Origin of the sequence: Enterococcus sp. DIV2467a (genome assembly GCF_050532945.1) — a bacterium.
Classification (GTDB): domain Bacteria; phylum Bacillota; class Bacilli; order Lactobacillales; family Enterococcaceae; genus Enterococcus; species Enterococcus faecalis.
Genome location: NZ_CP172896.1, coordinates 1,520,528 through 1,542,999 on the forward strand (window position 1 = coordinate 1,520,528; position 22,472 = coordinate 1,542,999).

The window sequence follows — 22,472 nt, forward strand, 5'->3', positions numbered from 1 at the left end:
AAACTCCCCTTCTTTTTAAAAGCGCTTACAAAAATGCGCTTGGATAAAAAATAACAAATAGATCACTTATAATATAACATATGTTTTGCCTTTTTATGGTTATAAAAGTAAGAGATAGAGATTTTCTTAGCAGATTTTTACCTAAAAATAAAAAATTGAACGGAGGAAAAGAAATGAAGATTATTATCGCAGGTGCTGGCGCTATGGGCAGTCGCTTTGGACTAATGTTACATCAAGCAGGAAATGACGTTATTTTTGTTGATGGTTGGCCAGAACATATTGAAGCAATAAGAAAAAACGGGTTAGTTGCTGATTTTAATGGCGAAGTGATGACCGCTAAAATTCCTATTTATCCTCAGACAGAAGTAGCAAGCATCGATTTTACAGCAGACTTAGTTATCCTATTTACAAAAGCAATGCAACTGGCAGGAATGCTTGAAGCATTAGAACATTTCCTTAATAAAAATACGAAAGTTTTATGCTTGTTAAATGGAATTGGGCACGAAGATATTATCAAAAAATACGTGCCTTACGAAAATATTTTATTAGGAAACACAATGTGGACCGCTGGGTTAGAAGGACCGGGCAAAGTAAAATTATTTGGTAATGGTTCGATTGATTTACAAAATTTAGGGGCGCAAAGTGAACAAGCAGCAGAAGCAGTCATTAAGGTATTAAATAACGCTGGCTTAAATGCTCGTTATTCTGAGAATATTTTATTATCCATTTATAAGAAGGCCTGTGTGAATGGAACAATGAATGGTTTATGTACTTTGTTGGATTGTAATATGGCAGACTTTGGCGAAACAGAGCAAGCAGATCAAATTGTTCAACAAATAGTTAATGAATTTTTAGCAGTCGCTGAAGTGGAACAAGTTACGTTAGATAAACAAGCAGTGCTTCAACAAATCCGATCGTGTTATAATCGAGAAACAATTGGTTTGCACCATCCATCGATGTATCAGGACTTAATAACCAATCATCGTTTAACCGAAATTGATTATATCAATGGAGCAATTGTTCGCAAAGGGAAAGCCTATGGGATTGCTACACCGTACTGTCAGTTTTTAACAGAGTTAATTCATTGTAAAGAAAATTTACTTCATGCTAAATAACAAGTAAAAACAGAAATACTCTTGAGTCGGTCTTGAGAAGAGCTTGACCTACTTCTTTCTATACTTTGCCAGTGTACAAGGCTGAGACAAAATCCAAAGTGAGTTTGTCTCAGCTTTTTTGTTTTTTAAAGAACACTACAGAAAATAAATCAAATCCGTGAAAAATATGTTAAACTAGAGAAGGTGTTTTTTCGCAAGAATCTACGCGGAACACAGGACTCGTTGAAGAATTGAATCAAAGAAACAATGTGTTAAAGAAGGGATTTGAACAGATTATGACCATTCAATGGTTTCCCGGCCATATGGCCAAAGCAAGAAGAGAAGTTTCGGAAAAAATCAAATATGTCGATATTGTATTTGAACTAGTTGATGCGCGGTTACCGCTTTCTTCCCGTAACCCAATGATGGACCAAATTGTCCAACAAAAACCACGATTAGTCCTTTTAAATAAAGGGGACTTAGCAGATAACGACCAAAATAAAAAATGGCAACATTACTTTCAAAAGAAAGGGTACCAAACCCTAGTCATCAATGCCCAACAAAATAAAGGAATCAATAAAATTGTGCCAGCAGCCAAGGAAGCGTTAAAAGAAAAATTGGCTCGTGAACAGGCGAAAGGCTTGAAACCGCGTGCGATTCGCGCTATGTGTATTGGGATCCCCAATGTTGGTAAGTCAACCTTAATGAATCGTTTAGTCGGAAAAAAAATTGCGCAAACTGGGAACAAGCCAGGCGTGACAAAAGGACAACAATGGTTACGCTCTGGTTCCCAATTGGAATTACTGGATACACCAGGAATTCTTTGGCCAAAATTTGAAGATGAAGAAATTGGGAAAAAATTAGCTTTAACTGGCGCTATAAAAGATCAATTATTGCATTTAGATGATTTGGCGATTTATGGATTAGAATTTTTTGCACGTTTTTATCCGCAACGTTTGACGGAACGATATGGTTTAACAGAGGAAGAGCTATTTTTACCTGCCCCAGAACAATTGATGTTAATTAGCCAAAAACGTGGTTTTAGAGATGATTATAATCGAGCCAGCGAAATGATTATTTTAGAAATTCGCAGTGGAAAATTAGGTACGTATACTTTGGACCGCTGGGAAGAACTAGGAGACGAATAACATGGCAAAAGAGTCGATTCAGGCAATCAAAGAAGCGTTGTTAACTGTCACTGATGCAACCGATAAACGATTAGCAAGCTGGCGAGAAGATGAACGTTCAGGAGTGCAACAAGCGATCAAACAATGGGAACGTCGCCAGTTAGCCAAAGAAAAAGAGTGGCAACTTTTTAAAGAAATGAGTCAATTTGAGGAAGCGGCCTATAAAAAAGGCCATCGTTTAATTGCGGGAATTGATGAAGTAGGCCGCGGACCATTAGCTGGTCCTGTTGTGACAGCTGCAGTTATTTTGCCGAAAGATTGTCAATTATTAGGCTTAAATGATTCAAAAAAACTATCTGCTAAAAAACGGGAAACGTTATATAACCAGATTCAAGAACAGGCTGTCGCTATCGGGTTAGGTATCGCTGATCAAGGAGTCATTGATCAAATTAATATTTATCAAGCAACTAAACAAGCGATGAAAATGGCAATTGACGATTTAGCTTTTGCACCAGATTATTTATTAATTGATGCAATGCAGTTAGACGTTCCCCAACCACAAGAAAGTTTGATTAAAGGGGATGCACGCTCCATTTCGATTGCAGCAGCCAGTATTATTGCAAAAGTAACAAGAGATCGATTAATGGAAGAATATGATGAATTATATCCTGGATATGGATTTAAAAACAATGCAGGCTATGGAACAAAAGAACATCTTCTCGGGTTAGAAAAATACGGTGTAACACCCATTCATCGACGTACGTTTGCGCCAATAAAAGATATGATTTAAAAATAAAACACTTTTTTTACGTATTCTTATTTTAAGAAGATGTGAAAGAGGTGTTTTTTGTTGGAAATTTTACAACGACAATTATTATTTAAATTAGCGGTATGCCAAGGAATTGGCAATTTAGGTATCTTAAAAGTGTTACAAGAAGCTATCGCACAAAAGCGTGTTGATTTTTCCAGTACAGAAATTATTAGAATTGCTGAAATCAAGAAATATCGTGAATTATTTGAACAATCTTGGTTACACCATACGATTCATAGTGAAGCGTTATATATACGACAATGCCAACACCAATTTATGACAATTTTAGATGCCGTCTATCCTAAATTATTACGAGAAATTTATAATCCACCAGCAATTCTTTTTTATAGAGGAAATTTACAATTGTTAAGTAGAAGGAAAATTGGCATCGTCGGCGCTCGCTATGCCACTTCGTATGGGTTAAGAGTGACTGAAGCTCTGGTTCCTAAAATAGTCAAAGAAGGATTCACAATCGTCAGTGGTCTTGCCAAAGGCATTGATAGTCGTAGCCATGAGATGGCCATCCAGAACGGGGGTCAGACAATTGGAATTTTAGGCACTGGATTAGATGTATATTATCCGTATGAAAAGAAAGAATTACAGCAAACTATGAAGCAGAATCAGCTTGTTTTAACAGAATATGTGAATGGGAGTGGGCCGAAAAAATATCATTTTCCTGCACGTAATCGCATTATTGCTGGATTATCTTTAGGGGTCTGCGTGATGGAAGCTCGTAAGAATAGTGGCTCTTTAATTACTGCACAAGCAGCGATGGATTACGGGCGCGAGGTATTTGCCGTACCGGGAAGTATTTTCCAGTCTTTTTCAACAGGCTGCCATGAATTAATTCAGGACGGCGCTAAATGTGTTCAGACAATTGATGATATTTGTGAAGAATTGTGACTTTTACTAATTGTGAATTGACAACCTACGTTCACTTCGGTACTATTTAATCAGATTTTAATCTTTTGGTTGGTAGTTAGGAGTGTCTAAATGGAAACGGTTGTTAGAAAAAGATGGTTGTTTGGTATGCAGCTACTGGGCTTTTTGATTTTGGATCAAATTCCTTTGATGATGGTCTCAGTTGTTCAATTTTCTACAGAAAATTTTTTGTTTCGCTTTGTTAGTGGATTAGTGGCTGTTGGACTTGGTGCCTATTTCGTCTATCTATTTGTTGCTTTTTTGAAAAAGAAAAAGCTCATAATTTGGACTTTTTTAGGAATCAAAGAAACCTTGCCAGTGGTCTTGTTAGGTTTGGTGATAATCTTTTGTGTGGGAATATTTGGTGATTTCTTATTACGTCTGGAAGGATTAGAGACGACCTCTAACCAACAAAGTGTTGAAGAAATTGTCCAATCTATTCCTAAAGGGCTTATACTTATTTTTGCAGGTGTGATTGGGCCAATTTTCGAAGAGGGAATTTTTCGTGTCGGGATTCAAGCGTTTTTCAAGCCAGCTTCAAAAATAGGCATACTCGTTTCTTCTATTTTATTTGCACTTGTGCACACGCCGACAGATATAGGTAGTTTTGTTATTTATTGGGGCATGGGTTTAGCGTTAAGTTGGGTCTATCTACGCACGGGTCGCTTTGAAGCTGCTGTCTTGACTCATTTTGTTTGGAATGTTATAGGTATTTTAATGCTTTAGGATAAAATCTATAAATCATAGGCATTTTTTATTTATAAATTCGGACAGTCAAACAGAAATGACAGAAATGTTAGAAAGCCTAGTCTTGACAAACCTATTCTATATAGCATATGATGTATTACGATTTGTGCGTTTTTTACATATATTATATAGTAGGAAAGCGAACGCGAAAGGAGCTAATTGAATGGCCTATAAGTATCTCGTGATTGTAGAATCACCTGCCAAAGCCAAAACAATTGAAAAATATCTAGGAAGAAACTACAAGGTGGTTGCCAGTGTTGGTCACATTCGCGATTTACCAAAAAGTAAAATGGGGATTGATATTGAAAATAATTATGAACCTCATTATATTTCGATTCGCGGAAAAGGCGATGTCATCAAAAGTTTAAAAGCGGCTGCAAAAAAAGCTGAAAAAGTCTATCTCGCAGCCGATCCGGACCGAGAAGGTGAAGCAATTGCTTGGCATTTAGCTTATCTTCTTGGCCTTGATTTAAAAGATAAAAACCGTGTGGTATTCAATGAGATCACTAAAGAAGCGGTAAAAGCGGCATTTAAAGAACCTAGAACCATCAACGTTGATTTAGTTGATGCACAACAAGCACGGCGCATTTTAGACCGTTTAGTTGGATACTCGATTAGTCCTATTTTATGGCGTAAAGTCAAAAAAGGTTTGAGTGCTGGTCGTGTGCAATCTGTTGCTTTAAAAATGATTATTGATCGAGAAAATGAAATTCGAGAATTTAAACCTGAAGAATATTGGAGCATTGATGGGAATTTCCAAAAAGGTCGCAAGAAATTCAAAGCAAATTTCTGGGGCGTAGATGGTAAAAAGAAAAAATTACCAAATGCAGAAGCGGTGAAAGAAATCACTTCTCGAATTGACGGTAAAGATTACGATGTTACAAAAGTTGAGAAAAAAGAACGGAAACGTAATCCTGCATTACCTTTTACAACCAGTAGTTTACAACAAGAAGCGGCACGTAAATTAAATTTCCGTACCCGTAAAACCATGATGGTTGCGCAACAATTGTATGAGGGAATTGCTTTAGGGAAACAAGGCACTGTGGGGCTGATTACCTACATGCGTACAGACTCAACCAGAATTGCTGATTCCGCCAAAGCAGAAGCTGCTGAATTCATTGAAAAGACCTACGGAGATGAGTTCTCAGCACATGGCGGCCGCAAAGCAAAAAATACGCAAGGTGCACAAGATGCCCATGAAGCGGTTCGTCCGTCAAGCGTTTTAAGAACACCCGATGAAATGAAGAAGTATTTAGATAAAGATCAATTAAAATTATATACTCTTATTTGGTCGCGCTTTGTTGCTAGTCAAATGACACCAGCGATTTTAGATACCATGAAGGTCACGCTTCAACAAAACGGCGTAACGTTTATTGCCAATGGCTCCAAAGTGAAATTTAAAGGGTTTATGCAAGTATATGTTGAAGGACGCGATGATGGTAAAGAAGACAAGGAAAATATTTTACCTGAATTAGTGGAAGGTGACGTTGTTAAATCGGTTGATATCGAACCGAAACAACACTTTACTCAACCACCGGCTCGTTTTAGTGAAGCCACGTTAATCCGGACTTTAGAAGAAAATGGTGTGGGCCGACCATCAACATATGCGCCAACATTAGAAACCATTCAACGGCGTTATTACGTGAAGCTAACCAATAAACGGTTTGAACCAACGGAATTAGGTGAAATTGTGAATTCTCTAGTTTCAGAGTTTTTCCCACAAATTGTCGATACACATTTTACAGCGACAATGGAAACGGACCTAGATAAAGTCGGTGAAGGCCAAGAAAAATGGGTTGAAGTTGTCGATCGCTTCTACAAGCCCTTCGAAAAAGAATTAACAAATGCCGAAGAAAAGATTGAAAAAATCCAAATTAAAGATGAACCAGCAGGTTTTGACTGCGAACTATGTGGACATCCAATGGTGATTAAACTGGGTCGCTACGGGAAATTTTATGCATGTAGTAATTTCCCAGATTGTCGGAATACAAAAGCGATCGTTAAAGAAATTGGCGTGACGTGTCCTGTGTGTCACGAAGGACAAGTTATCGAACGCAAATCAAAGAAAAATCGGATTTTCTATGGCTGTAGTCGGTACCCAGAGTGTGACTTCACTTCTTGGGACAAACCAGTAGGCCGACCATGTCCAAAATGTGGGCAATATTTAGTAGAGAAAAAAGTTAAAGGCGGCAAACAAGTCGTTTGTATCAATGGCGATTATGAAGAAAACGTCCAAAAATAAGAAAAATTGAGACCGAAGAATTTACTTCGGTCTTCTCTTTTAGTAAAATGAATTGAGTTTGTAAGAGACAGCTCTTAACTTCTTGACATAGAAAGGAATTTTTATACATGACAAAAAAAGTCACAATTATTGGTGCCGGTTTAGCCGGAAGTGAAGCGGCATGGCAAGTGGCCAATGCTGGCGTACCAGTTGATTTATATGAAATGCGCCCTGTCAAAAAGACACCAGCGCATCAAACAGAAAATTTTGCAGAGTTAGTTTGTTCTAATTCATTACGTGGAAATAGTTTAACCAATGCGGTAGGTGTTTTGAAAGAAGAAATGCGCCGTTTAAATTCAATCATTATTGGTAGTGCAGATCAAACCGCCGTACCAGCTGGCGGCGCCTTAGCAGTTGACCGTGATTCTTTTTCTGAAACAATCACTGAAAAAATTAAAAGTCATCCATTAATTACAATCAAAAATGAAGAGATCACCGATATTCCGGAAGGGATTGTAATTATTGCAACGGGGCCCTTAACCTCTGAAAGCTTATCTCAAAAAATTCAAGAATTTAATGGTTCTGAAGGCTTTTATTTTTACGATGCAGCAGCACCAATTATTGATAAATCAACAATTGACATGGATAAAGTTTATTTAAAATCTCGTTATAACAAGGGGGAAGCGGCTTACTTAAACTGTCCGATGACTGAAGAAGAGTTCAATGCTTTTCATGAAGCACTAGTCAATGCAGAAGTGGTTCCTTTACGCACGTTTGAAAAAGAGAAGTTTTTCGAAGGCTGTATGCCCATCGAAGTAATGGCGCAACGTGGCATTAAAACCATGTTGTTTGGCCCAATGAAACCTGTCGGACTAGAAGACCCTAAAACAGGTAAACGCCCTTATGCTGTAATTCAATTACGTCAAGACAATGCTGCAGCTTCTTTATACAATATTGTTGGTTTCCAAACGCATTTAAAATGGGGCGAACAAAAACGAGTATTCCGTATGATTCCGGGATTAGAAAATGCTGAATTTGTTCGCTATGGCGTCATGCATCGTAATAGTTTTATGAATTCTCCAGAGTTGCTAAAACCAACCTACCAATCAAAAAAACGTGACGACCTGTTTTTTGCTGGACAAATGACTGGTGTTGAAGGATATGTTGAAAGCGCGGCAAGTGGTTTACTCGCAGGTATTAACGCAGCTCGTCTTGCCAAAGGGGAAGAGCCGATTGAATTCCCTCGCGAAACGACTTTAGGAAGTATGGCTTATTATATTACACATGCAGAAGGCAAACATTTCCAACCAATGAATGCAAACTTTGGGCTTTTCCCAGAGTTACCTGAACGAATTCGTGACAAAAAAGAACGCTATGAAGCAATTGCTAATCGGGCCTTAGATGTCCAAGCTCAAGTTATCCAATCTTTAGACTAAATTAGAAAAAATATGAGAAAAGACCGAGCATCATTGCTAAGAAATGCGATGATACTCAGTCTTTTAATTTTTAGAAAAAAATAACAAAAGCTAAAGAATAGTTAAAATTGTGAACATATTTAGAAATATTGATTAAATTCTGACAACTTAATTGTCTTTTGAAAAAGGTTATGCTAAAGTTACTTTGTAATCGAATGAGGAGGGCTATCACATGGAAGAAAAGAATTGGCCTGAGTTATTTGCTCGTTATCTTATTGTCGAAAGAGGCTATTCAGAAAAAACAAAAAAAGCATATCAAGAAGATATACAACATTTTTTTTCGTTTTTAAAGACTTCAGGTAATGACAATTATTTGACTGTGGAACATTTGGATGTTCGGGCTTATTTGAGCGAATTATACGATCAGGAATATAGCCGCAATTCGATTAGTCGAAAAATTGCCAGTTTGCGTTCTTTTTATCAATTCTTATTAAAAAATGAAGCAATCCAAGAGAATCCTTTTTCCTATGTTCATATGAAAAAGAAACAGTTACGGTTGCCCCGTTTTTTTTATGAAAAAGAAATGGATGCATTATTTGAGAGCGCACAAGGGGAGCACCCGCTTGATTTGAGAAATCAAGCGTTGCTAGAAGTTCTGTATGGGACTGGCATTCGGGTCAGTGAATGTGCGAACTTAACGGTGGACGCAGTTGACTTTCAAGCTTCTGTTTTATTGGTTCACGGAAAAGGAAATAAAGACCGTTATGTGCCTTTTGGTTCATTTGCACAAGACGCCTTAAAGGATTACTTAGAGAATGGCCGCGCGCTATTAATGACAAAATATCAAAAAAAACATCCGTATGTCTTTGTTAATCATCATGGTGAACAAATCACGCCAACAGGGATTGAATATGTCTTAAACCAACTAATTAAAAAAAGTTCATTAAATGCGGAAATTCATCCCCACATGTTACGCCATACATTTGCGACACACTTATTAAATAATGGCGCCGATATGCGGACAGTTCAAGAATTATTAGGACATGCTAATTTATCCACAACTCAGATATATGCGCATGTGACAAAAGAAAGTTTACAAAAAAATTATCGAACGTTTCATCCTCGTGCATAATGGAGGTAAACGTCTAGGAGGAACAATAATGGTTGAATCACAATTTCACTCTACAACAATTTGTGCAGTCGAAAAAGATGGAAAATTTGCAATGGCTGGTGACGGCCAAGTAACAATGGGCGAATCTGTCGTTATGAAAGGTACGGCCAAAAAAGTGCGCCGTATTTACAATGATGAAGTCGTTGTCGGTTTTGCAGGAAGTGTGGCAGATGCCTTTACATTAGAAGAAAAGTTTGAAGGAAAATTAAATGAATACAACGGAAACTTAACGAGAGCTGCGGTTGAGTTAGCCCAAGAGTGGCGAACACAACAGTCTATGCAAAAATTAGAAGCTATGCTGATTGTGATGAATAAGGAAGAAATGCTCTTAGTTTCAGGAACTGGGGAAGTCATTACACCAGACGATGGTATTTTAGCAATTGGTTCTGGCGGTAATTTTGCTTTGTCCGCTGCAAGAGCCATGAAAAACTTTGGTGATAAAGAAATGCCAGCGAAAGAGATTGCTAAAAATGCCTTAAATATTGCTGCAGATATCTGTGTATTTACGAATCATAATATCATTGTAGAAGAATTATAAGCGAGGGGAAATCCATGAATGAATTAAACAAAACACCAAAAGAAATAGTCAAAGAACTAGATCAATATATTGTTGGACAGCAAGCTGCCAAAAAATCAGTGGCGGTAGCTTTACGTAACCGCTATCGTCGCTTGCAATTAGAAGAAAATATGCAACAAGATATTACGCCTAAAAACTTACTAATGATTGGACCAACAGGTGTTGGTAAAACTGAGATTGCTCGTCGTCTCGCAAAAATTGTCAATGCGCCTTTTGTAAAAGTTGAAGCAACCAAATTTACAGAAGTAGGCTATGTCGGTCGGGATGTCGAATCAATGGTTCGGGATTTAGTAGAAAATGCGATCCAAATTGTTGAAAAACAACAATACAGTCGCGTGTATGCGCAAGCGTTAAAAAAGGCCAATCAACGTTTAGTCAAAGTATTAGTGCCTGGAATTAAAAAAGAACAAAAACAGGCTGGCGGTAATCAATTTGAACAAATGATGAACATGTTTAACATGGCTCAGCAACAGCAAGAAGCACAAGAAGAAGTAACGGAAGATATTCGAACGAATCGCCGAACAATTTTGGAACAGCTGGAAAAAGGTCTATTAGATAATCGTGAAGTAACAATTGAAATTGAAGAACCGAAGAAAACGATGCCAGCTATGAACAATGGCCTAGAACAAATGGGTATCGACTTAAATGAAACGTTAGGCGCTCTGTCACCAAAGAAAAAAATCGAACGTACTGTAACGGTGAAAGAAGCACAAGAATTATTAGTGAAAGAAGAATCAGCAAAAATTGTCAATGACGCTGATATCCATAGTGAAGCTATTCGTTTAGCTGAATCAAGCGGAATTATTTTTATCGATGAGATTGATAAAATCACCTCTAAAAGCCAACAAAATTCGGGCGAAGTCTCTCGTGAAGGAGTACAAAGAGACATTTTGCCGATTGTTGAAGGCTCTCAAGTTAACACGAAGTATGGTCCTTTACAAACGGATCACATTTTATTTATCGCTTCAGGTGCTTTCCACTTGTCAAAACCAAGTGACTTGATTCCAGAATTACAAGGCCGCTTCCCAATTCGAGTTGAATTAGATGATTTAACGGCGGATGACTTCGTAAGTATCTTAACTGAGCCAAACAATGCTTTAATTAAACAATATGTAGCATTAATCGGCACAGAAAATGTTTCAGTCATCTTTACCAAAGAAGCAATTGAACGGTTAGCACACATCGCTTATGATGTAAACCGTGATACAGATAATATTGGGGCGCGTCGTTTACACACAATTTTAGAGCGTTTATTAGAAGATTTATTATATGAAGCACCAGATATGCAAATGGGTGAAATTACGATTACCGAAGCATATGTCAATGAAAAATTGAATGACATTGTTCAAAATGAAGATTTAAGTCGTTTCATCTTATAAAAAAGGCTGGAGGAGAAAAGATGGCTACATTATTAGAAAAAACACGTCAAGTGAACGAGCTTTTGCAAAAAAACAATCTGTTTGACGTACAAGCAGAACTTCCGTACAACAAAATGGCAATGATTTTAGGGGATATTTTAGAAAGTAATGCGTATATTATTAGCAGTTCAGGGGATTTGTTGGGGTATACTGAAAAATTAGATGTTAATAATGCCCGTATCAAAAATATGTTTAAAGAGAAAAAATTTCCTCAAGGATACACCGAGGCCGTGGATATGCTCAAAGTAACCGAAGCAAATATTCCAATAGATAGTGATTTAACTGCATTTCCTTTTGAATCACGAGAGCTGTATCCGTTTGGGTTAACCACTATTGTGCCTTTGTACGGTGCTGGCAAACGCTTGGGTACGATTATTTTAGCGCGTGTTGAAAAATCCTTTAACGAGGATGATTTAGTGTTAGCTGAATATAGTGCGACCGTTGTCGGCATGCAAATTTTGTATCATCAATCCAGAACAATTGAAGCAGAAGTTCGCAGTGCGACTGCCGTGCAAATGGCCATCAACACTCTTTCCTATAGTGAATTAAAAGCCGTCCATGCCATTTTTGAAGCCTTAGATGGCGAAGAAGGTCGTTTAACTGCTTCAAGTATTGCAGATGAAATAGGCATTACTCGTTCCGTAATTGTGAATGCCTTAAGAAAATTAGAATCAGCTGGAATTATTGAATCACGTTCTCTTGGTATGAAAGGGACTTATTTAAAAGTGTTAAATCAACAATTTATTAAAGAGTTGGAAAAATAAGCAATTGCTCGTATCAACTAGGAGGACAACGCAATGACTGTACAAATTGAAAATGAATTTCTAATCGCAACATTTGCTGAAGAAGGAGCAGAATTAGTAAGTTTACAATCAAAAGAAACCGGCATTGAATATATTTGGCAAGGAAATCCTGAATTTTGGGCCCGCCATGCGCCCGTACTTTTTCCGATTGTCGGTCGTCTAAAAGAAGATACGTATATGTACCAAAATCAAGCGTATCATTTAACTCAACATGGTTTTGCTCGTGATCAAGTATTTGATGTGATTGAAAAAGGTGGAGAAGAAGTTTCTTTTTCACTAAAATCAACAAAAGAAACCAAGAAGAAGTATCCTTTTGATTTTGAACTAGTGATTACTTATACATTAGAACATCAAGAATTGACTGTAAACTACCAAGTAGAAAACACAGGGAAAGAAGAGATGTATTTTGGGATTGGTGGTCATCCAGCCTTTAATGTACCTTTAGAATCTTCACTAACGTTTGAAGATTATTATCTAAGTTTTTCACCTAAAAAATCACGGACACAGATTCCCTTAGCAGGCCCGTTTATTGATTTAGCGAATAAAACGCTAGCCCAAACGAATACCAGCTTTGACTTAACGCATCAATTATTTGAAAATGATGCAATGATTTTTGAAACAAAAGGTCAAACAGCAATTACGATTGCCACAGACGAAAGTGACCATCAAGTCACTTTGAGTTATCCAGAAATGCCTTTTGTGGGGATTTGGTCACCGACACCGAAAGAAGCGCCTTTTGTCTGTATCGAACCTTGGTGCGGGATTGCTGATGCTGCCGACGCAACTGGCCAACTCGCTGAAAAATTTGGCATCAATAAGTTACCAGCTAACGAACTATTTAAAACACAGTATATGATTAGTGTAAAATAAAGAAAAAGGCTGTGAACATTATTTGTTCACAGCCTTTTTCTTTATTTTTTTGCACGTAAGCCAAAAGAAAGGCGACTTTCTGTTCCATTTTTAATTCGCTGAATGTTTTCACGATGACGGACAAAGATAAAAGTAGTCAAAGCAATCGCAATCACGGTTAATAACCAGTTAAATGTTGGTAAAATAGCTGGGACAGTGAAAGGCAAAATAATAGTAGAAAGTGTAATTAGTACAGCGCTAATCATACTTGTTAAACTCACCATACTGGTTAGATACAGACAAATCACAAAAATAAGAGCAGAATAAATAAAAAATGTGGGGCTGTATGCTAATAACATGCCAGCGCTAGTGGCTACGGCTTTACCACCTTTGAAATTGGCAAAAATAGGGAAGGTATGCCCTAAAACAGCTGCTACCCCAAAGAAGAGCGGATTCACGCCTTGTAAACCAAACAAATAGGGTAATGAAGTGGCTAACGTTCCTTTCAAGATATCCATTAATAATACCGTAATTCCGGCAGGTTTCCCTAAGACACGAAATGTATTGGTTGTTCCTGTATTCCCACTCCCAAATTGGCGTATATCTTTTTTAAAGAAAAGTTTACCAATCCAAACACCTGAGGGAATCGAACCTAATAAATAGGCAACAAGTAACAAAATGACGATTTTCATCAAGTTAACCTCTTTCTTATTCAAACTAGGATTTATTTTATCATGAATAGAAAAACGGAACAACGTCTAATAACTAAAACAAGAAAAGTTTTTCTTTTGCTTGAGGAAGCGTTGACAAATGGTTGATAACCGTTATAATAAATGTGTGTCATTAGACAAAGACGTCTAATCACTGGTTTGAAAATTAGTTATCAACGAAGATACAATATATATGTACTTATGAAGTGTCAGGGAAAGAGGTGCGAATCCTCTACAGACCTACCTACTGTATGGTGGATGAAACCAATAAGACCACAGATTATTCTGGAAGGATTGGGAGTAAGAAGAAGCTAAGTCAGGATACCGGCTTGATAAGTCTAATCATTCTTTTGTAGGAAAAAGAAGGGGCTTTGAAGATAACTGGCTGAGTATATCATTAGCATAGTTAAGTGACTGCTTTTTTTCTATTGGAGAAAAAAGTGGTTTTTTTGTATTGTTTTGACGTTGAGACAAAGGAGGTTCATTTCAGAAAATTTTCCCCAAAATAAAATAGACGAATGCGAGGATGAAAAAATGAAAAAATTTACTTTAACAATGATGACTTTAGGTTTAGTAGCAACACTTGGCTTAGCAGGGTGTGGCAAACAGGAAAAGAAAGCAACTACCTCTTCTGAAAAAACAGAAGTAACGTTACCAACCAAAGACCGTAGCGGCAAAGAAATTACTTTACCCAAAGAAGCAACCAAAATTATTTCCCTAGTACCATCAACAACAGAAGTGATTGAAGACTTAGGTAAAACCGACCAATTAATCGCAGTTGATACTCAAAGTAGTACAATGATGACTGATTTAAAAAAATTACCACAAATGGATATGATGGCTGTCGATGCCGAAAAATTGATTGCCTTGAAACCACAAATTGTTTATGTGAATGACATCAATTTAGCTAGCTCAGAAAGTGTTTGGAAACAAGTGGAAGATGCTGGAATTACAGTCGTTAATATCCCCACTAGTACAAGCATCAAAGCAATCAAAGAAGACGTCCAATTCATCGCGGATAGCTTATCTGAACATGAAAAAGGACAAAAGTTAATCCAAACAATGGATCAAGAAATCGACGAAGTAGCCAAAATTGGGAAAACTATTAAAAAACCAAAAACTGTTTTGTTTGAAGTGGCTGCCTTACCAGACATTTATAGTTTTGGTAATGGGACATTTTTAAATGAAATGATTGAAACAATTGGGGCAAAAAATGTTTTGGCAAATGAAAAAGGCTGGTTACCAGTGACAGAAGAAGCGGCCATTGCTGCAAAACCAGAAGTCATTTTAACCAATGTTAACTATATGAAAGATCCCGCCAAAGAAATTTTAGCTCGTAAAAACTGGGAAAACGTTCCTGCAGTTCAAAACAAAGAAGTTTTCGAAATTGATAACATGTCTAGCTCTTTACCAAATAACCACATTACCAAAGCATTAAAACAAATGGCAAAAGCTGTTTATCCAGAGGAATACAAGGATTTAAAAGATGAGTAAAAAAACGTGTCTCATACTGATGCTCTTGATCAGTATGAGCATGCTCTTTTTGGGTATTAAAATTGGAAGTGTTCAGATTTCGTTAACGGATTTGCTTCAAATTTTAGTGAAAAAGACGGTTTCAGAAGACGGGATTTTAGAGGGAATCATCTGGAATGTTCGGTTACCGCGTGTCGTGATGGCCTATCTCGTGGGCGCAGGCTTAGCAGTAAGTGGCACGGTGATGCAATCGCTCTTAGGTAATCCTTTAGCTTCTTCGTATACTTTGGGCGTATCAGCGGGAGCATCCTTAGGCGCTGCGTTAATCATGGTAACTGGAGTAACTGCTTCGATCTTAGGGGCATTTTTATTGCCTTTAACTGGTTTTATCTTTGGCTTAGCAACGGTCTTTTTAGTTTTGTTATTTACGCAAACAATGGATAGTCAAATGTCCAATCAAACAGTTGTTTTAGTGGGAATGATTATGACCTTGTTTGTCGGTGCTATTTTGACGTTGATTACAGCACTTTTCCAAGATTATTTGAAACAATTAGTCTTTTGGCAAATGGGTAGTTTTTCTGGCAGTAATTGGCAAAAAATTGCTATTTATTGTCCAATCTTGCTTGTCAGCAGTCTGTTTCTTTGGTTTGATGCCAACGCATTGGATGTTCTCGGTTTAGGAGAAGAACATGCGATGTTAGCGGGAGTAGAAGTCAAAACAGCAAAACTACGCATTATTCTTTTGGCTAGTTTATTGGCAGGAAGTGCGGTTTCATTTGTCGGTGTGATTGGTTTTGTTGATTTAATAGCACCACATATTGTCCGTCGCTATTTAGGGGCGACTCATCGCTGGCTGATTCCCGGTTCAGCAATCTTAGGTGGGACCATCATGGTACTAGGGGACACAATTGCCCGCACGATTTTATCACCAAGAGAAATTCCCATCGGGGCCGTAACAGCCTTGATTGGAGCGCCATTCTTCTTGTATATTTACTTTAAAAAAAGGGGCGTTGCTGCATGATTGAATTAAAAAAAACAGCTGTAACGCTCCAACAAACCCCCATTTTAAAAGATATTTCCCTCGTTTTTCCGACAGGTAGTAAAACTTGTATTTTAGGTCCAAATGGTTGCGGTAAAACGACACTTTTAAAAACGATTGCCGGACTTGTCCCTTATAGTGGTTCTGTTTTAATTGATGGTCAAGAAGTTCATGGACAAAAGCGGAAGGAATTGGCAACGAAAGTAGCGATGATGAGTCAATTCACGACAGTTGCTTTTGATTATACGGTTTACGAAACAGTTTTGATGGGGGCGTATCGACAACAAGCACAACGTTTTTTACCTATTGTTTCTAAACAAGAAAAAGAACGAGTCCTTTATTATTTAGAACGCACGGGTTTATTGCCTTTAAAAGATAAAGTTGTCAATCAGCTTTCAGGAGGACAACAACAACGAGTATTTTTGGCTAAATTATTTGTACAAGATCCAGAAATTATTTTATTGGATGAACCCAATAATCATTTGGATATTCGGTATCAACAAGAATTGATTCAGCAGTTAAATGAGTGGAGTGCGCAAGAAGGGAAAACGTTAATCGGGGTGTTTCATGATATCCGTTTAGCGTTAACGCTAAGTGAAAAAATTGTGTTTATGAAGCAAGGGAAAGTGGCCGCGCAAGGTGATTTTCAAACGTTGGCTTCCAAAGAATTTTTACAAACAATTTTTGAAACAGATATTGTCTCCTATTTTCAGAAACAACATAAAGTTTGGGAAACTATTCAATAATTTTGACAAGTTTTTTGGAAACAGGTAAGATAAAGGCAAAGAATCAGAAACACAATGGCGTGTTTTAACAAATCGGCAAAGGAGCCCAAGACTAAGTACGTGATGGTACTTGCTTTGGGCTCCTTTTTTATGGAGGTAGCGATGAAACGAATCATTTTAATGGGAGCTATCGGTTGTGGCAAAACCACGTTATGTCAAGCTCTGCAAGGCAAAGAATTAATTTATGATAAAACACAGGCGGTGGAATTTCATACAGAAATGATTGATACACCGGGCGAGTTTATTTTGCATCGACAATATTATAATGCGTTAAACGTCACAGCGGCAGAAGCAGATGTGATTGGTTTGGTTCAAAGTGCTGTAGAAACACAACAAGTTTTTTCACCAGGATTTGGTAGTATTTTCCCGAAAGAAATCATTGGTATTTTAACCAAGATTGATTTAGCACAAGATTCTCAGCAGTTAGAGATTGTTCGGCAACAATTAAAAAGTGCGGGTGCAACAAGAATTTTTGAAATTTCTTCTGTTGAAAAAATTGGCTTGCAAGAATTAGTAGATTATTTAGAGGAGGATGAAGCAGAATGAAAATTTATACAAAAACTGGCGATAAGGGAATGACGAAATTAGTCGGCAGCTCAACCGTCGCTAAGGATTCTGATCGAGTTGAAAGTTATGGAACGATTGATGAATTGAATTCTTGGGTCGGCTATATTATCAGCCAACTTCCACAAGAAAATCAAGAAATTAAAGAAGAACTAGAAGCTTTACAACATTTACTTTTTGATGCGGGAACAGATTTGTCAACACCGATTGAAGCACAACGACCATTTAAATTACAAAAGGAAAGTGTGCATTGGCTAGAACAGCGGATTGATTTCTACACTGCACAATCACCAGATATTGATCGTTTTATTTTACCTGGCGGAACCCCAGCAGCCAGTATGGTTCATGTGGCTCGGACGATTGCACGGCGCGCAGAACGCATCATTGTTCGTTTAAATTGGACAGCCAAAATTAACGAAGAGGTATTAATTTTTACCAATCGTTTATCAGATTATTTTTATGCGTTGGCTCGCTATTTAAATGTTCAAGCACAACGACCTGATGTTTTTTATGAACGAAGCGAAAAGGTTTTCCATAAAATTAAAGAAGATGGATTGTAAACAGTTGCTTTTCTAAAAAACTTATGGTAAATTTCAGATAGATTAAACGAATATTTTATGAAAAATATGAATGGAAGCCAGTGAGAATCTGGCACGGTCCCGCCACTGTGAAGAAGCAAGGTTGCTTTTAAGTCAGGTCTTTTCATTTTTTCATTATTGGGCATGCTGTTTCGAGGCAAAACAGGATGTTTCTTAACAACGCTTGTGTTGAAAATCCAGCCCAAGATATTTGTATTAATCCAATTAATGGCACGAGGAAGTGCTTTTGGGAATTTTGGGCTGGTCTTTCAATGTTGAAGGAGATTTCAGGTACAATGACGTACTGCTATATTCCCTTTTTTTATTGACAATTAATTAAAGGCGTTGTACTCTATGGATAAGGTTTCGTGTACAATGGCGTATACATAAGGAAGCAAAGACGCTTCAGACAGATGATTTTTCGTTTGTTTGAAGTGTCTTTTTGTATTTTATTAAGGAGGAATTGAGATGAAAACAATTCATTTCCCTACCGAACTATGGGTAGGAGAAGGCGCATTAGCCAATTTGGAAACACTTCATGATAGACGTGTTTTCATTGTCACAGATCCATTCATGGTTGACTCTGGATTTGTGAATGAAGTGACAAAGCATTTAACAAAAAGTGAATGGCAAATTTTTAGTGATATCATCCCCGATCCACCAATTGATAAGATTGCTGCGGGAATTAAGCATTTAGCGACATTTCAAGGAGATACGATATTAGCTTTAGGTGGGGGATCCGCTATTGATGCGGCCAAAGCAATGAAATTTTTTGGCAAACGTACTTTGCAAACTCAGATTGCTGAGTTTATTGCGGTTCCTACAACTAGTGGAACTGGTTCAGAAGTTACGAATTTTTCAGTGATTACGGTTGCTGAAACTGGCACCAAAATCCCGCTTGTAACGGATGAAATTCAACCAGAAATTGCGATTTTAGATACAAATTTAGTGATGAGTGTGCCACCAAAAATCACAGCGGATACAGGAATGGACGTCTTAACGCATGTTATTGAAGCTTATGTTTCAACAGAAGCAAATTCGATTTCAGATGCGTTGTGCGAAAAAGTCGTTCGCCTAGTATTCGACAATTTAGAAATAGCCTTTAATGAGGGTAGCAACCAACAAGCCCGTGAAAATATGCATTTAGCTTCATGTATGGCAGGGATGGCGTTTAATGTTACTTCGTTAGGCTTGAATCACGGTATTGCTCATGCGGCCGGTGCGCGTTTACATGTGCCACATGGACGAATGAATGCGATGCTCTTACCGGAAGTCATTGCATATAACAGTGGCTTAGCGAATGGCAAAGTCACCAACGAACCAACAGCTAAACGTTATGCGCAGTTAGCAAATTGTCTAAATGATACACAGACAACCAATGCACGGATTGGTGTTCAACAATTTATTCGACAAATCAAGCAACTCCGTCAAAAATTAAACATGCCTGCCACTTTTAGTGATTATGGTTTACCAAAAGAAGAAGTCCAAGCTGCAATCCCAAAAATAGCTGAAGGCGCATTGATGGATGGCTGCACCAAAACAAATCCTGTCCAACCAACAACAGAAGAAGTGACAAAAATTTTAAATTCTATCTTATAAGCGATTGACAGGATGAAATCGATAACATATAATGTGGGTAGCACAACGGCGTGCTTCAAAATTTAAGAGCAAAGAAGCTCCTTAGTAGAAAGCGAAAGTGGAACCTTTACGTTTTTTATTGAGGATTTTTTATTTGCTAAATTAAAGGAGCGAGTCTGGTTGGAAGAAAAACAACGAATGATTCAAGAATATGTTCCTGGGAAACAAGTAACGTTAGCGCACATCATTGCTAGTCCTAATAAAGAAATTTATACAAAATTAGGGTTGCCAGAAGGCACCAGCAATGCACTAGGTATTTTGACAATCACTCCGAGCGAAGCGGCAATTATCGCTGTTGATATTGCGACTAAAAGCGGAGATATCCAAATCGGTTTTATTGATCGTTTTTCTGGATCGGTGGTCATTTCTGGTGACGTAAGCTCAGTGGAAGCGGCCTTACAAGCGGTGATTGAAGGTTTACAACAGATTTTAAACTTTTCTGTAACTTGTAAAATTACCAGAACATAGCGTTGAAAGGACAAGGGCGTGAAGAAAATGGATGGACGAATTGTAATAGTCGATGATGAACCTATTACGAGACTCGATATTCGTGATATTGTGATAGAAGCAGGGTACGAAGTAGTCGGTGAAGCGGCCGATGGTTTTGAAGCAATTGAAGTATGTAAAAAAACACAACCTGACCTAGTATTAATGGACATTCAAATGCCAATTTTAGATGGTCTAAAAGCAGGTAAAAAAATTGTTCAAGACCAACTAGCCAGTAGTATTGTCTTTTTATCTGCATACAGTGACGTACAAAATACGGACAAGGCTAAAAAATTAGGAGCACTGGGTTATTTAGTTAAACCTCTAGATGAAAAATCATTAATACCTACAATTGAAATGAGCATTGAACGAGGCAAACAAACGCAGCTGTTACTAAGTCAAATCGATAAATTAAGTTTAAAATTAGAAGAACGTAAAATTATCGAAAAAGCCAAAGGTATTCTTGTAAAAGAAAATCATATATCGGAAGAAGAAGCCTACCAAATGTTGCGTACGTTAAGTATGAACAAACGCGCACGTATGAGTGAAATTGCAGAATTGATTGTAATGGATGATGAATAAATGAAACGATTAGAGCAATTATGTCACCAATATACCAATCTTTCAGAATCAGACATTAAAGAATTACAACGTACAGCACGTTATCTTTCTTCGACGACACTCTATCAAAGTGCAGATGTTTTTATTGATGTGTATAAGGAAATGTCACAGCAAGCACTAGTCGTTTATCATAAGCCGCCTGCGAAGACAACTTCTTTATATAGCGGAGATGTCGTCGGGATGGAAGCTTTATTAAAAAATGAACCTGGTGTTCTGCGTACCATGCAAACTAGCTTAAATAGCATTGGTTTGTTAGCAGTGACTCAGGAAAATCGTTTGATTAAGCAAAATATCTATCCCATTCGCAATGAACATCGAACGATTGGTGTCATTATTGTCGAGATTGCGGCAGATGAAGAGATTCAAGCGGACTTACAAAAAGAGGAGCTAAATAACTGCCAGTTAGCAAAAGTAGAGAAATCAACTAGTCAAGTCGACGCATTATTTATTGATCAATTGGCAGAAGCCGTTTTGATTTTTGATGCGGCGGGTCACTTATTAATTACCAATCACAATGCACAAGAGCTTTATCGCAAACTTGGTTATCGGGATAATATCATTGGAATGAGCTATGACAATTTGTCCATCGATTATACAACTTTTGAATATGTGTTGTATCAAATGAAATATAAAATGAGTAATCAACCAATTGAAAGCAAAACGACCTACCTTAATTATTATTTTAAGGTTCGGAAAGTGTGGTTGGCATCAGAAGAACAACTGATTATGATTATTCAAGACAATACAGAATTTAAAGAAAAAGAAGCGGAAATTATTTCCAAATCTGTTGCGATTCGTGAAATTCATCATCGTGTTAAAAATAACTTGCAATCGGTGGTTTCCTTATTGCGTATTCAAGAACGGCGAACGCAAAGCCCCGAAGCAAAGAAAGTCCTTCATGAAAGTGTCAATCGAATTATGGCGATTGCAGCCACCCATGAATTGCTGTCAAAACAAGTCAAAGATGACGTTGCTTTACGGCAAACATTGGAAGCAGTGATGTATAATTTTAGACATCTTTTTCAAGGCGCACAACCCATTGAGATGATGATGGATGTTGATCCAGCCATTATGGTTTCTAGCGAACAAATGGTCACCATTTCCCTTGTTGTCAACGAACTATTACAAAACATTTTTGATCACGCATTTGAGCCACAAACAAGTGGCGTTGTTAAACTTAGCGGAACATTAGATAATAAAATGATTACCATTACTGTTACAGATAATGGTAAAGGATATGACGTTCATCAAAGTAACGAGACCAGTTTAGGTTTGATGATTGTCAAAAGCTACGTAAAAGATAAATTAAAAGGAAAAATTACAATTGAATCCAATAAACAGGGAACTAAAACCTGTTTCTATTTCGAACAGAACACCAGTGATGTTGTTCATTGATTAAGCAAAGGCGCTTAAAGAAAAGTAGA

22 protein-coding genes and 2 riboswitches are annotated in these 22,472 nt (G+C 37.5%); of the genes, 21 read left to right on the top strand and 1 reads right to left on the bottom strand.

The features are described from left to right. Nucleotides 1–173: 173 nt before the first annotated feature. The 12 genes from IGL80_RS07145 to IGL80_RS07200 all read left to right on the top strand — a co-directional run bounded on the left by IGL80_RS07145 (nt 174) and on the right by IGL80_RS07200 (nt 13,175). Nucleotides 174–1,115, top strand: a complete 942-nt coding sequence (locus tag IGL80_RS07145) for a 2-dehydropantoate 2-reductase (protein ID WP_002360232.1) — start codon at nt 174–176, stop codon at nt 1,113–1,115. 275 nt (nt 1,116–1,390) lie between these two features. Then, nucleotides 1,391–2,242, top strand: coding sequence for a ribosome biogenesis GTPase YlqF (gene ylqF / locus IGL80_RS07150; RefSeq protein ID WP_002357480.1), 852 nt, complete (start codon nt 1,391–1,393; stop codon nt 2,240–2,242). 1 nt (nt 2,243) lies between these two features. Beyond that, nucleotides 2,244–3,011, top strand: coding sequence for a ribonuclease HII (locus IGL80_RS07155; RefSeq protein ID WP_002360233.1), 768 nt, complete (start codon nt 2,244–2,246; stop codon nt 3,009–3,011). A 60-nt stretch (nt 3,012–3,071) separates the two neighbouring features. Next, the gene (gene dprA, locus IGL80_RS07160; RefSeq protein WP_002382350.1) at nt 3,072–3,935 is read left to right on the top strand and encodes a DNA-processing protein DprA; all 864 of its coding nucleotides are present in this window, start codon (nt 3,072–3,074) and stop codon (nt 3,933–3,935) included. A 90-nt stretch (nt 3,936–4,025) separates the two neighbouring features. Continuing rightward, nucleotides 4,026–4,679 carry a CPBP family intramembrane glutamic endopeptidase gene (locus IGL80_RS07165; RefSeq protein WP_002360236.1) on the top strand — a complete coding sequence of 218 codons (654 nt, stop codon included), beginning with the start codon at nt 4,026–4,028 and terminating at the stop codon, nt 4,677–4,679. A gap of 184 nt (nt 4,680–4,863) precedes the next feature. Next, on the top strand, nt 4,864–6,942 hold the full coding sequence (gene topA, locus IGL80_RS07170) for a type I DNA topoisomerase (RefSeq protein WP_002357484.1): 2,079 nt from the start codon (nt 4,864–4,866) through the stop codon (nt 6,940–6,942). 107 nt (nt 6,943–7,049) lie between these two features. Then, nucleotides 7,050–8,357 carry an FADH(2)-oxidizing methylenetetrahydrofolate--tRNA-(uracil(54)-C(5))-methyltransferase TrmFO gene (gene trmFO, locus IGL80_RS07175; protein WP_002357486.1) on the top strand — a complete coding sequence of 436 codons (1,308 nt, stop codon included), beginning with the start codon at nt 7,050–7,052 and terminating at the stop codon, nt 8,355–8,357. A gap of 211 nt (nt 8,358–8,568) precedes the next feature. After that, nucleotides 8,569–9,468 (top strand): tyrosine recombinase XerC, encoded by a 900-nt coding sequence (gene xerC, locus IGL80_RS07180; RefSeq protein WP_002360238.1) that lies wholly within the window; start codon nt 8,569–8,571, stop codon nt 9,466–9,468. A gap of 28 nt (nt 9,469–9,496) precedes the next feature. Next, on the top strand, nt 9,497–10,045 hold the full coding sequence (gene hslV, locus IGL80_RS07185; protein WP_002357489.1) for an HslVU peptidase proteolytic subunit: 549 nt from the start codon (nt 9,497–9,499) through the stop codon (nt 10,043–10,045). Nucleotides 10,046–10,059: 14 nt separating this feature from the next. Next, nucleotides 10,060–11,463 carry an ATP-dependent protease ATPase subunit HslU gene (gene hslU / locus IGL80_RS07190; RefSeq protein WP_085366389.1) on the top strand — a complete coding sequence of 468 codons (1,404 nt, stop codon included), beginning with the start codon at nt 10,060–10,062 and terminating at the stop codon, nt 11,461–11,463. 20 nt (nt 11,464–11,483) lie between these two features. Continuing rightward, the gene (gene codY, locus IGL80_RS07195) at nt 11,484–12,266 is read left to right on the top strand and encodes a GTP-sensing pleiotropic transcriptional regulator CodY (RefSeq protein WP_002357492.1); all 783 of its coding nucleotides are present in this window, start codon (nt 11,484–11,486) and stop codon (nt 12,264–12,266) included. Nucleotides 12,267–12,299: 33 nt separating this feature from the next. Further along, a complete protein-coding gene (locus IGL80_RS07200; RefSeq protein ID WP_002360241.1) occupies nt 12,300–13,175 on the top strand; it encodes an aldose 1-epimerase family protein in 876 nt (291 codons plus the stop codon). 41 nt (nt 13,176–13,216) lie between these two features. Here IGL80_RS07200 and plsY read toward each other — a convergent pair whose 3' ends face one another. Continuing rightward, a complete protein-coding gene (plsY, locus tag IGL80_RS07205; RefSeq protein WP_002360243.1) occupies nt 13,217–13,846 on the bottom strand; it encodes a glycerol-3-phosphate 1-O-acyltransferase PlsY in 630 nt (209 codons plus the stop codon). 205 nt (nt 13,847–14,051) lie between these two features. Next, a riboswitch (cobalamin riboswitch) is annotated at nt 14,052–14,211 on the top strand. 118 nt (nt 14,212–14,329) lie between these two features. Here plsY and IGL80_RS07210 point away from each other — a divergent pair. The 9 genes from IGL80_RS07210 (at nt 14,330) to IGL80_RS07250 (ending at nt 22,443) form a co-directional block, all read left to right on the top strand. Beyond that, nucleotides 14,330–15,358: an ABC transporter substrate-binding protein gene (locus IGL80_RS07210; RefSeq protein ID WP_002393386.1), complete on the top strand. Its 1,029-nt coding sequence runs from the start codon at nt 14,330–14,332 to the stop codon at nt 15,356–15,358. Further along, entirely contained in the window at nt 15,351–16,358 is a 1,008-nt protein-coding gene (locus IGL80_RS07215) for a FecCD family ABC transporter permease (protein WP_002360246.1), read from the top strand. The genes IGL80_RS07210 and IGL80_RS07215 overlap by 8 nt, the downstream gene beginning before the upstream one ends. Next, nucleotides 16,355–17,122 (top strand): ABC transporter ATP-binding protein, encoded by a 768-nt coding sequence (locus tag IGL80_RS07220; RefSeq protein WP_002357498.1) that lies wholly within the window; start codon nt 16,355–16,357, stop codon nt 17,120–17,122. Before IGL80_RS07215 ends, IGL80_RS07220 begins: the two co-directional genes overlap by 4 nt. Before the next feature lie 141 nt (nt 17,123–17,263). After that, nucleotides 17,264–17,707, top strand: a complete 444-nt coding sequence (locus IGL80_RS07225) for a EutP/PduV family microcompartment system protein (RefSeq protein WP_002363995.1) — start codon at nt 17,264–17,266, stop codon at nt 17,705–17,707. Continuing rightward, on the top strand, nt 17,704–18,285 hold the full coding sequence (locus tag IGL80_RS07230) for a cob(I)yrinic acid a,c-diamide adenosyltransferase (RefSeq protein WP_002360247.1): 582 nt from the start codon (nt 17,704–17,706) through the stop codon (nt 18,283–18,285). Before IGL80_RS07225 ends, IGL80_RS07230 begins: the two co-directional genes overlap by 4 nt. Nucleotides 18,286–18,329: 44 nt before the next feature. After that, nucleotides 18,330–18,479: riboswitch (adenosylcobalamin (AdoCbl) riboswitch) on the top strand. Nucleotides 18,480–18,771: 292 nt separating this feature from the next. Beyond that, entirely contained in the window at nt 18,772–19,902 is a 1,131-nt protein-coding gene (locus IGL80_RS07235) for a 1-propanol dehydrogenase PduQ (RefSeq protein ID WP_002360248.1), read from the top strand. Between the two features lie 159 nt (nt 19,903–20,061). Beyond that, nucleotides 20,062–20,409 (top strand): ethanolamine utilization microcompartment protein EutS, encoded by a 348-nt coding sequence (eutS, locus tag IGL80_RS07240; RefSeq protein ID WP_002345864.1) that lies wholly within the window; start codon nt 20,062–20,064, stop codon nt 20,407–20,409. A 27-nt stretch (nt 20,410–20,436) separates the two neighbouring features. Further along, complete coding sequence (locus IGL80_RS07245; protein WP_002384488.1) at nt 20,437–21,009, top strand: ANTAR domain-containing response regulator; 573 nt, start codon at nt 20,437–20,439, stop codon at nt 21,007–21,009. Further along, nucleotides 21,010–22,443 (top strand): sensor histidine kinase, encoded by a 1,434-nt coding sequence (locus IGL80_RS07250; protein ID WP_002360250.1) that lies wholly within the window; start codon nt 21,010–21,012, stop codon nt 22,441–22,443. It abuts the gene before it with no gap. Nucleotides 22,444–22,472: the final 29 nt, after the last annotated feature.